Source organism: Bradyrhizobium erythrophlei (assembly GCF_900142985.1).
Classification (GTDB): Bacteria; Pseudomonadota; Alphaproteobacteria; order Rhizobiales; family Xanthobacteraceae; genus Bradyrhizobium; species Bradyrhizobium erythrophlei_B.
Window position 1 is genome coordinate 6,585,663 of sequence record NZ_LT670849.1, and the last position, 12,996, is coordinate 6,598,658.

Annotated in this window: 11 protein-coding genes; 9 read left to right on the forward strand and 2 right to left on the reverse strand. The window is 63.0% G+C overall.

The annotated features are described in order from the left end of the window. Positions 1–286 precede the first annotated feature (286 nt). Positions 287–3,763 (forward strand): DNA polymerase III subunit alpha, encoded by a 3,477-nt coding sequence (gene dnaE / locus BUA38_RS31635; protein WP_072826590.1) that lies wholly within the window; start codon positions 287–289, stop codon positions 3,761–3,763. A gap of 18 nt (positions 3,764–3,781) precedes the next feature. Here dnaE and BUA38_RS31640 read toward each other — a convergent pair whose 3' ends face one another. Both BUA38_RS31640 and BUA38_RS31645 read right to left on the reverse strand, forming a co-directional pair. Further along, positions 3,782–4,258, reverse strand: coding sequence for an outer membrane protein (locus tag BUA38_RS31640; protein WP_172806123.1), 477 nt, complete (start codon positions 4,256–4,258; stop codon positions 3,782–3,784). Next, on the reverse strand, positions 4,206–5,441 hold the full coding sequence (locus tag BUA38_RS31645; RefSeq protein ID WP_083587849.1) for an outer membrane protein: 1,236 nt from the start codon (positions 5,439–5,441) through the stop codon (positions 4,206–4,208). Before BUA38_RS31645 ends, BUA38_RS31640 begins: the two co-directional genes overlap by 53 nt. Positions 5,442–5,676: 235 nt before the next feature. On the opposite strand from BUA38_RS31645, the gene BUA38_RS31650 reads away from it, so the two are divergent. The 8 genes from BUA38_RS31650 to dxr all read left to right on the forward strand — a co-directional run bounded on the left by BUA38_RS31650 (position 5,677) and on the right by dxr (position 12,975). Continuing rightward, on the forward strand, positions 5,677–6,405 hold the full coding sequence (locus BUA38_RS31650) for a carbonic anhydrase (protein WP_072824230.1): 729 nt from the start codon (positions 5,677–5,679) through the stop codon (positions 6,403–6,405). A 194-nt stretch (positions 6,406–6,599) separates the two neighbouring features. Next, positions 6,600–7,598 carry a 30S ribosomal protein S2 gene (locus BUA38_RS31655; protein ID WP_072824232.1) on the forward strand — a complete coding sequence of 333 codons (999 nt, stop codon included), beginning with the start codon at positions 6,600–6,602 and terminating at the stop codon, positions 7,596–7,598. Positions 7,599–7,723: 125 nt separating this feature from the next. Beyond that, positions 7,724–8,653: a translation elongation factor Ts gene (gene tsf / locus BUA38_RS31660; RefSeq protein WP_072826591.1), complete on the forward strand. Its 930-nt coding sequence runs from the start codon at positions 7,724–7,726 to the stop codon at positions 8,651–8,653. A 54-nt stretch (positions 8,654–8,707) separates the two neighbouring features. Next, entirely contained in the window at positions 8,708–9,424 is a 717-nt protein-coding gene (gene pyrH / locus BUA38_RS31665) for a UMP kinase (protein WP_072824234.1), read from the forward strand. Positions 9,425–9,522: 98 nt separating this feature from the next. Then, positions 9,523–10,086: a ribosome recycling factor gene (gene frr, locus BUA38_RS31670; protein WP_072824236.1), complete on the forward strand. Its 564-nt coding sequence runs from the start codon at positions 9,523–9,525 to the stop codon at positions 10,084–10,086. A 64-nt stretch (positions 10,087–10,150) separates the two neighbouring features. Next, positions 10,151–10,909 carry an isoprenyl transferase gene (locus BUA38_RS31675; RefSeq protein WP_072824238.1) on the forward strand — a complete coding sequence of 253 codons (759 nt, stop codon included), beginning with the start codon at positions 10,151–10,153 and terminating at the stop codon, positions 10,907–10,909. After that, the gene (locus BUA38_RS31680) at positions 10,906–11,751 is read left to right on the forward strand and encodes a phosphatidate cytidylyltransferase (RefSeq protein ID WP_156898822.1); all 846 of its coding nucleotides are present in this window, start codon (positions 10,906–10,908) and stop codon (positions 11,749–11,751) included. The genes BUA38_RS31675 and BUA38_RS31680 overlap by 4 nt, the downstream gene beginning before the upstream one ends. 3 nt (positions 11,752–11,754) lie before the next feature. Continuing rightward, positions 11,755–12,975 (forward strand): 1-deoxy-D-xylulose-5-phosphate reductoisomerase, encoded by a 1,221-nt coding sequence (gene dxr / locus BUA38_RS31685; protein ID WP_072824240.1) that lies wholly within the window; start codon positions 11,755–11,757, stop codon positions 12,973–12,975. The last annotated feature ends 21 nt before the right edge of the window (positions 12,976–12,996 follow it).

Sequence of the window (12,996 nt, forward strand, 5' to 3'; positions counted from 1 at the left end):
TTTTTGTTGAGGAAGCAGCGGCTTTGGCGTCGATCGGGCTGTTCGTCGGGATGATCGCGATCTGGGCCCAGTTGATCCCCCAATTCTGAGGTTTTCAGGCGGTCCCGGCATCACGGGCGTGCCCGAGTTGTCGGCTCTTTTGCCCGTCCCTGGGGAAAAGCCTGACGGCGGCTGGCGAGGGGTGAGAGCTGCGTGGACAGAGGTTTTCGGAAGCCTCACCATGGGGGTAGCGAGTCGTTTGATGCGGCTCTTTTCCCTCCATATCCGGTGAATGGCCGATAACGACATGTCAAAGCCCGTGGCGCCGTCTTCCAGTCCCGGATTCGTCCATCTCCACGTCCATTCGGCCTATTCGCTGCTGAAGGGGTCGATCAAGATCGCAAGGCTTGGCGAATTGGCGAAGGCCGATCGCCAGCCGGCCCTGGCGCTGACCGACACCGACAACATGTTCGGGGCGCTGGAATTCTCCGACAAGATGGCGGGCTACGGCATCCAGCCGATCGTGGGATGCGAACTCGCGGTCGATTTTGGCGATCAGGATCCGAACGCCCGCAACGCAATGGCCGCGACACCGTCGCGAATCGTTCTGCTGGCGGCGCGCGAACGCGGCTATCGCAGCCTGATGCATCTCAATTCCCGTGCGTTCCTGGAAACGCCGGTCCACCAGACGCCGCATATCAAGCTCGACTGGCTGACAGACCACGCCGAAGACCTGATCGTGCTAACGGGTGGCCCGGACGGACCGATCTCGCTCGCGCTGACCGCCGATCAATCGGCGCTGGCGACGTCGCGCTGCGAACGGTTGGCAAATCTTTTCGGCGATCGCCTCTACGTCGAGTTGCAACGCCACAGCATCGACAAGGAGCGGCGCGTCGAATCGGGGTTGATCGATCTCGCTTACGCCAGGGGCTTGCCGCTCGTGGCAACCAACGAGCCGTACTTTGCGACGTCGGACGATTACGAGGCGCACGACGCGCTTCTCTGTATCGCCGGCGGCCGGTTGATTGCCGAGACCGAGCGCGAGCAGTTGACGCCGGATCATCGCTTCAAGACCCGCGCCGAGATGGCGGTGCTCTTCGCCGATATTCCGGAAGCGCTGAGTTCGACGGTCGAGATCGCCGAGCGCTGCGCATTTCGTCCGAAGACGCGCAAGCCGATCCTGCCGCGCTTCACGGTTGGCGCCGGCACCAATGCCGAAGATGCAGCCAAGGAGGAGGCGGCCGAGCTGCGCCGTCAGGCCGAGGAAGGCTTGAATCGCCGGCTTGCCGTGCATGGATTGTCGCAAGGTCGCACTGAGCAGGATTACCATGCGCGGCTTGCCTTCGAACTCGATGTCATCAGCCGCATGAACTATGCCGGCTACTTTCTGATCGTTGCCGACTTCATCAAGTGGGCCAAGTCGCATGGCATTCCCGTCGGACCGGGGCGCGGTTCGGGCGCCGGATCGCTGGTGGCTTACGCGCTCACCATTACCGATCTCGATCCGATCCGCTTCGATCTCCTGTTCGAGCGCTTCCTCAACCCGGAACGCGTGTCGATGCCCGACTTCGACATCGACTTCTGCCAGGATCGCCGCGGCGAGGTGATCAGCTACGTTCAGCAGCGCTACGGCCGTGATCAGGTGGCCCAGATCATCACCTTCGGAACGCTTCAGGCGCGCGGCGTGCTGCGTGACGTCGGCCGCGTGCTGCAAATGCCCTATGGGCAGGTCGACAAGCTGACCAAGCTGGTCCCGCAAAATCCGGCGGCGCCGGTGACGCTGGCCGCCGCGATCGAAAGCGAACCCAAACTTCAGGCTTTCCGCGATGAGGATCCGGTGGTGGCGCGGGCGTTCGACATCGCGCAGCGCCTGGAGGGTTTGACGCGGCATGCGTCCACCCACGCCGCCGGCATCGTGATCGGTGATCGTCCGTTGAGCGAAATCGTGCCGCTCTACCGCGATCCGAAATCCGACATGCCGGTGACCCAGTTCAACATGAAATGGGTCGAGCCCGCGGGCCTCGTCAAATTCGACTTCCTCGGGCTGAAGACGCTCACCGTGCTCGATGTCGCGGTGAAGCTGCTCAAGCAGCGGGGCGTGGAGGTGGATCTGGCGACGCTGCCGCTCGATGACGCCGCCAGTTACCAGATGCTGGCGCGCGGCGACGTGGTCGGCGTGTTCCAGGTGGAAAGTCAGGGCATGCGGCGGGCGCTGGTCGACATGCGACCTGACCGCTTCGAGGACATCATTGCGCTCGTGGCGCTCTATCGCCCGGGTCCGATGGCGAACATCCCGACCTATTGCGCGCGCAAGCACGGCGACGAGGAGCCGGAATATCTGCATCCGATCCTCGAGCCGATCCTGAAAGAAACATTCGGCGTCATCATCTACCAGGAACAGGTGATGCAGATCGCGCAGGTAATGGCCGGCTATTCGCTCGGCGACGCCGACCTGCTGCGGCGTGCGATGGGCAAGAAGATCCGCGCGGAGATGGAGAAACAGCGCGCCATCTTCGTCGCCGGCGCCGTCAAGAACAACGTGCCGAAAGGGCAGGCGGACACCATTTTCGAATTGCTGGCCAAGTTCGCCGACTACGGCTTCAACAAGAGCCACGCCGCGGCCTACGCGCTGGTGTCCTATCATACCGCCTACATGAAGGCGCATTACCCGGTCGAATTCCTGGCCGCGTCGATGACGCTGGAATTGAACAACACCGACAAGCTCTCGGAATTTCGCGCCGAGGCGGTGCGGCTGGGCATCAAGGTCGAAGCGCCCAACATCAACCGCTCCGGCACGGTGTTCGAGGTTGGCGATGGCACGATCTATTATGCGCTCGCTGCGCTCAAGGGCGTCGGTCAGCAGGCCGTCGAATTGATCATCGATACGCGCCGCGGCGGGCAATTCACTTCTCTGGCTGATTTCGCCTCGCGCGCAAATCCGCGCGCGATCAACAAGCGGATCGTCGAAAGTCTCGCGGCTGCCGGCGCGTTCGATTCGCTCGAGCCGAACCGGGCGCGCGTCTTTGCCGGCGCGGACGTGATCCTCGCCGCCTGCCAGCGCAGCCACGAGGCCGCGACGTCGGGCCAGAACGACATGTTCGGCGGCGCGGCGGATGCCCCGACCATCATGCTGCCGCAGGTCGAGCCCTGGTTGCCGGCCGAGCGGCTGCGGCGCGAATATGACGCGATCGGCTTCTTCCTGTCGGGCCATCCGCTCGACGACTACACGACCGTGCTCAAGCGGCTGCGCGTGCAGTCCTGGGCCGAGTTCTCGCGCGCGGTGAGGACCGGCGCGACCGCCGGCAAGGTCGCGGCGACCGTGGTCTCGCGCATGGAGCGGCGCACCAAGACCGGCAACAAGATGGGCATCATCGGGCTGTCCGACCCGACCGGTCATTTCGAGGCGGTGCTGTTCTCAGAAGGTCTCGCCCAGTACCGCGAAATCCTGGAGCCGGGTGCGGCAGTGCTGATGCAACTGGGCGCTGAGTTGCAGGGCGAGGACGTCCGCGCGCGGGTGCTGCATGCCGAGGCGCTTGACGATGCCGCCGCCAAAACCCAAAAAGGCCTGCGCATCTTTCTGCGCGATACCAAGCCGCTGGAATCGATCGCACGGCGGCTTTCGCCGCCGACCGGCCAGGCCGGCAGCGGCGATATTGCGCTGGTGCTGCGGCTCGATATGCAGACCGAGATCGAGTTCAAGCTGGAAGGCCGTTTTCAGGTGTCGCCGCAGATCGCCGGCGCTATCAAGGCAGTGGCGGGCGTCGAGATGGTCGAGACGCTGTGACGGCCCCGGCACTCAACCTTAATTGGTAGCAAGCGGCAGACTGCCGAATTTATAGCTGACGCCGAACGTCGCGGTATGTGTGCGCATGGCGACGTCGAAATTCGTAAACAGCGGCGTGCCTGCGAACTGCCGGGTAATGGTGAGGGACGTCGGCGCAAAACCCGCATAGCGATACTCGGCGCGGGCAAACCAGTTGCCGGACAGCATCGTCTCTGCGCCGAAGCCCGCAGTCCAGCCCGTCTTGGTGAGAGAATCGGTCACAACGATCGGTGTGGAACCGCCACAACCGGCCGAGACGCAGGCGGAATTCACGTCGAAATGCTGCCAGGCGGCGCCGCCGGTGGCGTAGAGAAGCGTTGCAGGTGTCACGAGGTAGCCGACGCGGGCACGGGCGCTCGCGTCCCATGTGGTGCGCAAAGCGAAGCTGTCGACTTTGGCCAACTCAAAGGCAGGAACGCCCGGCGAGAAGCCAAATCCCTGAAGCGATGTGGTCAACACCAACATCGCCTTCGACGCCGGCGACCCATCGCGGTGCAATTTGCCAGTTCCAACCGATGTAAGGCGCACCGCGGAAAGCGGTGCCGTCCAGAGGTTCGTTAGTTGTATTGGTCGGCGAGAACCCGACAACGACGGCATCTGCCGCTGCGGTGGTGGTCACTCCGCTGTCGTTTGCACGCAGGCCAAGGCCTGCGCCCACGTAAAAGCCGTTCCATAACGACGCGGCCGGGGCCTTCATCGCCGGCGCCTTGACCGGCAGCACGCCATCCAACCAGCCTGTGGATGCACCGGACGGCGCAACCTCGTCGCCGAACTTGTAGGCTAGTCCGAGGCTCACGGTATGGGTGCGAAGCGGCACGTTTGCGGTGTCCACAATGGGATTGAACGGCACAAATGTGCTGATGCGTGTGATGGTGAAGGTGGTCGGACCGAAATCGGCGAAACGATAATCGGCGCGTGCAAACCAGTGGCCTCCGAGCGAGGTTTCAACGCCGCCGCCAACCGTCCAACCGAGCCTGGTGACTGCACTGTCGGTGAGGGCTGGCGTCAGGGTGTTGTTTCCGAAGGGCAAGCCGAGCAGGAAGCTGCTGGCGCACAACGCGCTCTTGCAGCTCGTGCTGAGATCGAAGTGCTGCCAGGCCGCGCCGCCTGTCGCGTAAACAAGCGTCGCCGGCGTGACCAGAAAGCCGAGCCGGGCGCGGGCGCTGGCGTCCCATTTGGTTCGCTCCGCAATGCCGTCGGCGGGCGAGAACGTCGCAAATCCCTGGTTGGGAAAAGGTCGCCCGGCGAAATTGGTGGTCTGATCGGCGAAACCGACATCGCCCTCAATGCCGAGCACCCATCGTGGAGTGACTTGAAAATTATATCCGGCAAAGAGGTTGCCACGAAGCGCAATGCCGTTGAGGGGCTCGCTGGTGGCGGCATTCGGGGTGACGGCTGACGCCGGCAAAAGCGGGCCGCCCCCAATACTCTCGGCGGCGAAGGTCTCGCTGGTTTCCGATGCCCGAAAACCGAGCCCGCCGCCGAGGTAAAATCCGCTCCAAGGTGAGGCGGCGGGAGCGGCGTAAGCTGGCGCCTTCACGGGCAGGTCGGCAGCGCTTGCGGCGGAGACAATGACGGCAGGGAGAAGCCCCGCCCAATACTGCACGCATTTCCGCACGCCCCCGACACGATGCTGCAATCAGCGGCCCGCCATGGATGTGTCGCGCCCCGCACAGCAGGCCAAAAATCGCCGTCGGAGGGGCGAGTGGAGTTCAAAGTTGTGTGACATCCGCACAATCGGCGTCAGGGCTCTCATGACGGCCGAATGGGAGTGACGCGATGCGATCGGCTCAAATCGGGCACTTTAAACTTCGAGACGTGTCAAAAAGGGCTATCATCAAGTCGGAGACGGGGCGGAAACAACGGAGGTTTCGATGTGCAGGACGTGCGGCACGGATTCGCATCACACGTTCGTACCGACGCGACGAAAAGTGCTCATGGGCGCGGCGGCGACAGGTCTGTTCTGGGCAAGCGCTGCTCACGCCAAGGAAACCAAGCCGCCACCAAAGCCCGAAAATGTGCTGTCTCCGGACGCGTCGTTGAAGCGCCTGATGGAAGGCAATCAGCGCTATGTTGGGGGCCTTGCCCTGCGGCATGATTTCAAACATGAGCGCGAAGCGCTGGCGGGCGGCCAGAACCCTTACGCCGCGATCCTGAGTTGCGCCGACTCGCGCATCGCCCCCGAATACGCCTTCGACAGTGGACGGGGCGATCTCTTCGTCTGCCGCGTCGCCGGCAACTTTGCCACCGAGGAAACCATAGCGAGCCTCGAATACGCCGTTGCCATACTGGCTGCGCCACTGATCCTGGTGCTCGGCCATGACGCCTGCGGTGCGGTGGATGCGACCATCAAGTCTCTGAAGGACGGCCCGCTGCCGGGCCATATGCCCTCGCTGGTTGCCGGGCTGGCGCCTTCGGTCAAGGCCGTCGCCGGGCAGGCGGGCAATACGCTCGACAATGCCATCCGCCAGAACGTGGTCGACAACGTTGCCAAGCTGAAGGCTGCGACCCCGATCCTTAACGCCGCGGTTGAGCAGAACAAGCTCAAGGTGATTGGCGGTATCTATCGGCTGAAGGATGGCAAGGTCGATATGGTGGCGTGAACGGCCCAAAAAGGGCAATTTTCGCGCCAAACGCTCTTGAAACCGGCCGTATTTCCTTGCTTCTCGCGAAAATCCGGCTATATACCGCGCCATCTCACACGGAAACATGGCTCAAAAGGCCGTCCGGTGGCAACCGGGCCGTCAGGCTCGTTTGCTCACACGTTTCCGGAGGAACCAACCGGAGAACTCAGACCATGGCACTGCCCGATTTTTCTATGCGTCAGCTCCTTGAGGCTGGCGTCCACTTTGGCCACCAGTCGCACCGCTGGAATCCGAAAATGGCCGACTACATCTTCGGTGCCCGCAACAACATCCACATCATCGACCTCGCGCAGACCGTGCCGATGATGCATCGCGCGCTTCAGGCCGTCAGCGATACCGTCGCCAAGGGCGGCCGCATCCTGTTTGTCGGCACCAAGCGGCAGGCCCAGGACGGCGTTGCCGAGGCTGCCAAGCGGTCCGCGCAGTATTTCGTCAATTCGCGCTGGCTCGGCGGCACGCTGACCAACTGGAAGACGATCTCCGGCTCGATCAAGCGGCTGCGGCACCTCGATGAAGTGCTCAATTCGGGCGACGCCAGTGCCTACACCAAGAAAGAGCGGCTGACGTTGCAGCGCGAGCGCGACAAGCTCGATCGCTCGCTCGGTGGCATCAAGGACATGGGCGGCTTGCCGGACATGATCTTCGTGATCGACACCAACAAGGAAGACATCGCGATCCAGGAAGCCCAGCGACTGAACATTCCGGTGGCGGCGATCGTCGATACCAATTCGGACCCGAAGGGCATCACCTTTGTCGTGCCCGGCAACGACGACGCCGGCCGCGCCATCTCGCTTTATTGCGATCTGGTCGCGCGCGCCGCGATTGACGGCATTTCCCGCGCCCAGGGCGATGCCGGCATCGACGTTGGCGCGTCGGCCCATCCGGCCCGCGAGGAAGTTGCAGCCGCACCGCAGGCTTCGGGCTTCCAGGGCCTGGCCGGTCCGCGTGGTGCGCCCGACAATCTCAAGAAGCTCACCGGTGTGTCCGGCACCATCGAGAAGAAGCTCAACGATCTCGGCATTTTCCACTACTGGCAGCTGGCCGAGCTCGATCACGACAAGGCCCACAAGATTGGCGAAGAGGTCGGTCTTCCGGCTCGCGCCGACGCCTGGGTTGCCCAGGCCAAGACCTTGACCGCTGAAGCGGAATAATCAAATGCCGGCCGGAGACCCCGGCCGGCATCAAGCACATTCCAGTTTACGGCATTGGTGATGGTGGGAAACGGCGGCGGGCGAACCGCATGCCACCGCCGTTGCAGGCAAAGGACGACAGCGACATGGCGACAATCACGGCGGCGATGGTCAAGGACCTGCGCGACTCCACCGGCGCGGGCATGATGGATTGCAAGCAGGCGCTTTCCGAGAACGACGGCAACATGGAAGCTGCCGTCGATTGGCTGCGCAAGAAGGGCCTGTCGAAGGCTGCCAAGAAATCCGGCCGCGTCGCCGCGGAAGGCCTGATCGCCGCGCTGACCAAGGGCACCGAGGGCGTCGTCGTCGAGGTCAACTCCGAGACCGATTTCGTCGCCCGCAACGAGCACTTCCAGGGGCTGGTGAAGATGATCGCGCAGGTCGCGCTCGACGTCGGCGCCGATGTCGAAAAGATCAAGACCGCCAAGGTCGGCGCCATCACAGTTGAGGCCGCCATCTCCGACGCGATCGCCACCATCGGCGAAAACATGTCGTTGCGCCGCGCGGCTGCGCTCGAGGTGAGCAAGGGCGTGGTGTCGAGCTACGTTCACAACGCCGTCGTCGAGGGCGCCGGCAAGATGGGCGTGATCGTGGCGCTGGAATCGCCCGGCAAGGCCGATGAGCTTGCGGTGCTTGGCAGGCAACTCGCAATGCATGTCGCGGCAGCCAATCCGCTCGCTGTCGATCCGTCCGGGCTCGATCCGGCCACCGTGAAGCGCGAGAAGGACGTGCTTGCGGACAAGTATCGCCAGCAGGGCAAGCCGGAGAACGTGATCGAAAAGATCGTCGAGTCCGGCCTGAAGACCTATTACAAGGAAGTCTGCCTTCTGGAGCAGGCCTTCATCCATGACAGCGGCAAATCCGTCGCCCAGGCCCTCACGGAAGCTGAGGGTAAGGTTGGCGGACCGATCAAGGTTACCGGCTTTTTGCGCTATGCTCTCGGCGAGGGAATCGAGAAGCAGGAAAGCGACTTCGCAGCCGAAGTCGCGGCTGCGAGCGGCCAGAAGAAGCCTTGAGACGGTGAAACTGTCGCCTAGGCCTTTTCCGGTCCTAAGGAGAGCGGTTAGCAGATGACAGGGCCGGTCTATCGTCGCGTCGTGATCAAGCTGTCGGGCGAATATTTCGCCGGTCCGAACGCTTCGGGCTTCGATCAATCGACGATCGACCGGGTTGCCGGCGACCTGATTGCAGCAAGAGAATTGGGCGTTGAGATCGCCGTCGTCGTCGGGGGCGGCAATCTGGTCCGCGGCGTCGAGGTTTCCTCGCGCGGCATGTCCCGGCCGGCCGGCGACACCATGGGGATGCTGGCAACGGTGATGAACTGTCTTGCGCTCGAGGCGGCGATCGAACGCAAGGGAACACCGGCGCGAACCCTCACAGCCCATGTCATGCCGCAAGTTTCCGAGCTATTCACCCGAAGTGCAGCGCACAAATATCTGGCGGAAGGACGCATCGTGTTGCTCGGCGGCGGAACCGGTAATCCGTTTTTCACCACCGACACGACTGCCGTGTTGAGGGCAGCGGAAATCGGCGCGCAGGCGGTGCTGAAGGCGACCAATGTGGACGGCGTCTACAGCGCCGATCCGAAAAAGGACCCGTCCGCCAAGCGATTTGATCGCCTGACCCATTCTGAGGCCATTGGCGGCGGCTACAAGGTCATGGACGCCACCGCATTTGCGCTTGCCCGGGAGACGTCGCTGCCTATCATCGTATTTTCGATCGCCGAGCCGGGTTCGATTGGCGCCATTCTGAGCGGCACCGGTCGCGGCACGATCGTTGCCGGCTAGTGGTCCGATTCTAACATTCGCATCCCTTCTCAGCGGGCACTATTGCGAATGTTAGAATCACCTGCGCCATGTGGCCGAATTCAGGAGGAACGACCGTCATGTCCACGGGTAATTTCGACATCAACGAGTTGAAGCGCCGGATGCAGGGCGCGACGCAATCCCTCAAGCACGAACTCGGCGGTCTGCGCACGGGCCGCGCCGCGGCATCGATGCTGGAGCCGGTCCAGGTCGAGGCTTACGGTTCGCATATGCCACTCAATCAGGTTGCGACTATCAGCGTTCCCGAACCGCGCCTTTTGTCGGTGCAGGTGTGGGACAAGTCGATGGTCAAGGCGGTCGAGAAGGCCATCGTCGATTCCAATCTGGGATTGAGCCCTGCCACCGAAGGCCAGGTTCTCCGCTTGCGGATTCCGGAACTCAATGAGGATCGCCGCAAGGAACTGGTCAAGGTCGCGCACAAATATGCGGAAGCCGCTAAGGTTGCGGTCAGACACGTCCGCCGCGACGGCCTCGATACCCTCAAGAAGCTCGAGAAGAATCACGAGATTTCCGAGGACGATCAGGAGCGCTTGGCGAACGACGTGCAGAAGGCGACCGATGGCACGGTCTCGGAAATCGACCAGCTGCTCGCGGCTAAGGAAAAGGAAATCCTGACCGTTTAGCCTAATGTTGGGGCGCGATCCTGCGAACCGATGGTTTAAAGATCGTGGCCTGAGGGATTGATTGATGTCGAATGCCGCAGCGCCCGCGACTGAGGGACCGGATCGAGGGGGCGGTCCTTTGCACGTGGCGATTATTATGGACGGGAACGGACGATGGGCCGCGGCCCGCGGCCTCCCGCGTGCCGAAGGTCACCGCCGCGGGGTCGAGACCTTGCGCCACGTCGTTCGTGCCGCCGGTGAACTCGGCGTTCGCTATCTGACGATATTTTCGTTCAGCTCCGAAAACTGGTCGCGGCCCGCCTCCGAAATCGGTGACCTGTTCGGACTGTTGCGGCGCTTCATACGCAACGATCTGGCGATTCTGCACCGTGACGGAGTCCGTGTCCGCGTGATCGGCGAACGCGAAGGGCTGGAGCCGGATATTTGCGCGCTTCTCCAGGAAGCCGAAGACTTGACGCGCAACAACGATCGCCTTCATCTCGTCGTCGCGTTCAACTACGGCTCGCGGCAGGAAATCGCCCGCGCCGCACAGCGGCTGGCGACCGAAGTGGCGGAAGGCAGGCGCGATCCGTCGTCGATCGACGACGATGCGATTGGCCGCTATCTCGACGCGCCTGAGATTCCCGATCCCGATCTGATTATCCGCACCAGCGGTGAACAGCGGCTGTCGAATTTTCTGATGTGGCAGGCGGCCTATAGCGAGCTTGTTTTCGTACCCGTTCATTGGCCCGATTTCGACAAGGCCGCGCTTGAGGGCGCGATCGCCGAATATGCCAGGCGCGAGCGCCGGTTCGGTGGTCTGGCTGTGAAAACCGGATCGTGACCGAAGGCCACGCATCGATCGGAGCGGCCGCACGGGAGGGAAACAACCTTCTGTTGCGGATCGCCGCCGCGCTGGTGATGGCTCCGCTTGCCATCGCGATCGCCTATGCCGGCGGATGGCTTTGGACGGGCCTCGTCACGGTCGCTGCGATCGGGCTTTATGCCGAATGGCTCACCGTCACCGGTGCGCGCAACCTTGCTCTCCTGTTGTTGGGCGCGCTGGTTCTGCTTGGCGCGGCATGGATCGAGAGTGGGCACTTCACCGCCGCCAATGTTTCCATCGTTGTCGCGCTGGGTGTCGTTGTCGCCACCATCTTCTCCAGCGAGCGGCGTAGCTGGGCCGTGCTTGGAATCGGCTATGCACTGGCGGCTTCGATTGCATCCAGCATGGTCCGGCGCGACCCGGATTCGGGGTTCGCCGCGCTGATGCTGGTGCTGTTGACGGTGTGGGCGACCGATATCGGCGGATATTTTGCCGGCCGGCTGATCGGCGGTCCCAAGCTGTGGCCGCAGGTGAGCCCGAAAAAGACCTGGGCAGGCGCTGTCGGCGGCTTTGTCGCGAGCCTCGCGGTCGCTGTGGGATTTGCCGCATTCGACCTCGGAAAGTTCATGCCGCTGCTGCTGCTGGCCGCGGCTCTCTCGGTCGCAGCACAGCTTGGCGATCTGTTTGAATCGGCCGTCAAACGCAGGTTCGGTGTCAAGGATTCCAGCCACATCATTCCCGGACATGGCGGGCTGATGGACCGGCTGGACGGTTTCGTGGCTGCCATCGTTCTGGCGGCAATTTTCGGTTTTTTGCGTGGCGGTGCGGATGGCGTCGGCCACGCTCTTATGGTTTGGTGAGATATGAGCGCTGTTCCCTTGCGTAACAATAAAGCGGCTGCGGCCGTTCGTTCGGTCACCGTGCTGGGTGCGACGGGTTCGATCGGCGACAGCACGATGGATCTGCTGCGGGCCGCGAAGGATCGCTATCGCGTCGAGGCGTTGACGGCGAATAGCAACGTTGCGGGCCTGGCCAAGCTCGCGAAAGAATTCGGAGCGCGCTATGTCGCAGTCGCAGACAGCTCCCGATTGACCGAGTTGAAAGACGCGCTTGCCGGTACCCGCACCGAGTGCGGCGCCGGCGAAAGCGCGGTCGTCGAAGCGGCGGCGCGGCCGGCGGATTGGGTGATGGCTGCGGTGAGCGGCGCAGCCGGCCTGAAACCGGCGCTCGCAGCCGTTGATCGCGGCGCGACGGTCGCTCTCGCCAACAAGGAATGCCTGGTTTGTGCCGGCGATTTCTTCATGGAGCGTGCAAGCAAGGCGGGCGCCTGCATTTTGCCGGCCGACTCCGAGCACAACGCGCTGTTTCAGGCGCTGGCTTCCGGAAATCGCGAGGAGCTGGTTCGCGTCGTCATCACCGCTTCAGGCGGCCCGTTCCGAACCTGGTCGAGCACTGATATCGAACAGGCGACGCTGGCGCAGGCGCTCAAACATCCGAACTGGAGCATGGGCCAGAAGATCACGATCGACTCGGCCTCAATGATGAACAAGGGCCTTGAGGTGATCGAGGCGGCCTGCCTGTTTGGACTGACGGCAGACGAAATCGATGTTCTGGTTCACCCGCAATCGATCATTCACGGGATGGTCGAATTTTCCGACCGCTCGGTGGTGGCGCAACTGGGGGCGCCGGATATGCGCACGCCGATTGCGCATTGTCTGGGATGGCCCGACCGAATCGTGGGGCCCGCGGCGAAGCTCGATCTCGCCAAGATCGGACAGTTGACGTTCGAGACGCCGGATTTCGCGCGGTTCCCCGGACTGAAACTAGCCTACGAGGCGTTGCGGACCGGCCGCGGCGCGACCACGGTCTACAATGCGGCGAACGAAGTGGCGGTTGCCGCGTTCATCGCCGGCAAGATCCGGTTTGGCGCCATCGCCCGCCTGGTCGAGGCGACGCTGGAAGCCTGGATTCGCGCTGGGAATCTGGCGCCGCTGACGTCCGCCGACGATGCAATAACTGTTGACCATAACGCGCGAAATAAGGCGGTCACCCTATTGCCTCAAATTGCCTTAAAGGCATCCTAGAGGGTGGGGTGGAGCCTTCTG

Excerpts from the sequence above, each read along its gene's own strand:
- dnaE (WP_072826590.1), top strand. The coding sequence starts at position 287 with ATGTCAAAGCCCGTGGCGCCGTCTTCCAGTCCCGGATTCGTCCATCTC.
- BUA38_RS31650 (WP_072824230.1), top strand. The coding sequence starts at position 5,677 with ATGTGCAGGACGTGCGGCACGGATTCGCATCACACGTTCGTACCGACG.
- BUA38_RS31655 (WP_072824232.1), top strand. The coding sequence starts at position 6,600 with ATGGCACTGCCCGATTTTTCTATGCGTCAGCTCCTTGAGGCTGGCGTC.
- tsf (WP_072826591.1), top strand. The coding sequence starts at position 7,724 with ATGGCGACAATCACGGCGGCGATGGTCAAGGACCTGCGCGACTCCACC.
- pyrH (WP_072824234.1), top strand. The coding sequence starts at position 8,708 with ATGACAGGGCCGGTCTATCGTCGCGTCGTGATCAAGCTGTCGGGCGAA.
- frr (WP_072824236.1), top strand. The coding sequence starts at position 9,523 with ATGTCCACGGGTAATTTCGACATCAACGAGTTGAAGCGCCGGATGCAG.
- BUA38_RS31675 (WP_072824238.1), top strand. The coding sequence starts at position 10,151 with ATGTCGAATGCCGCAGCGCCCGCGACTGAGGGACCGGATCGAGGGGGC.
- dxr (WP_072824240.1), top strand. The coding sequence starts at position 11,755 with ATGAGCGCTGTTCCCTTGCGTAACAATAAAGCGGCTGCGGCCGTTCGT.